This window comes from Clostridium boliviensis, assembly GCF_033342255.1.
In the GTDB taxonomy this organism is placed as follows: domain Bacteria; phylum Bacillota; class Clostridia; order Lachnospirales; family Lachnospiraceae; genus Lacrimispora; species Lacrimispora boliviensis.
Window position 1 is genome coordinate 1 of the sequence record NZ_JAWONS010000095.1, and the last position, 336, is coordinate 336.

The following is a 336-nucleotide window of genomic DNA, read 5'->3' on the forward strand; positions in this document are numbered from 1 at the left end:
GGTTCACCGTCTCCTCTTTCATATGGGCCTGCACCTGCTCCTCGTCGAAGGAGACGGGCCGGCTCTCCCGGACCACCGGCGTCTCCCCGATGTACAGGTCGACGGCCTCGGTTCGCACACCCGGGTCGGCGTAACCGATGGCGCAAAAAACCCTTCCCCAGTTGGCGTCTGCCCCGTAAACCGCCGACTTGACCAGGTTGGAACCGGCTACGCCCTTGGCCACCCGCCGGGCCATGTCGAGGGAGGCGGCCCCCGTCACCCGCACCTCCACCAGCCGGGTCGCCCCTTCCCCGTCCCGGGCGATCATCTTGGCCAATTCCCGGGACACGTGGGCAA

At 67.9% G+C, this 336-nt stretch carries 1 protein-coding gene; it reads right to left on the minus strand.

The window, feature by feature from the left end; translation table 11 throughout:
- A partial coding sequence (locus RZO55_RS03255) for a bifunctional ornithine acetyltransferase/N-acetylglutamate synthase (RefSeq protein ID WP_318062852.1) occupies positions 1-307 on the minus strand: 307 nt, incomplete at its 3' end.
- Between the last annotated feature and the right edge of the window lie 29 nt (positions 308-336).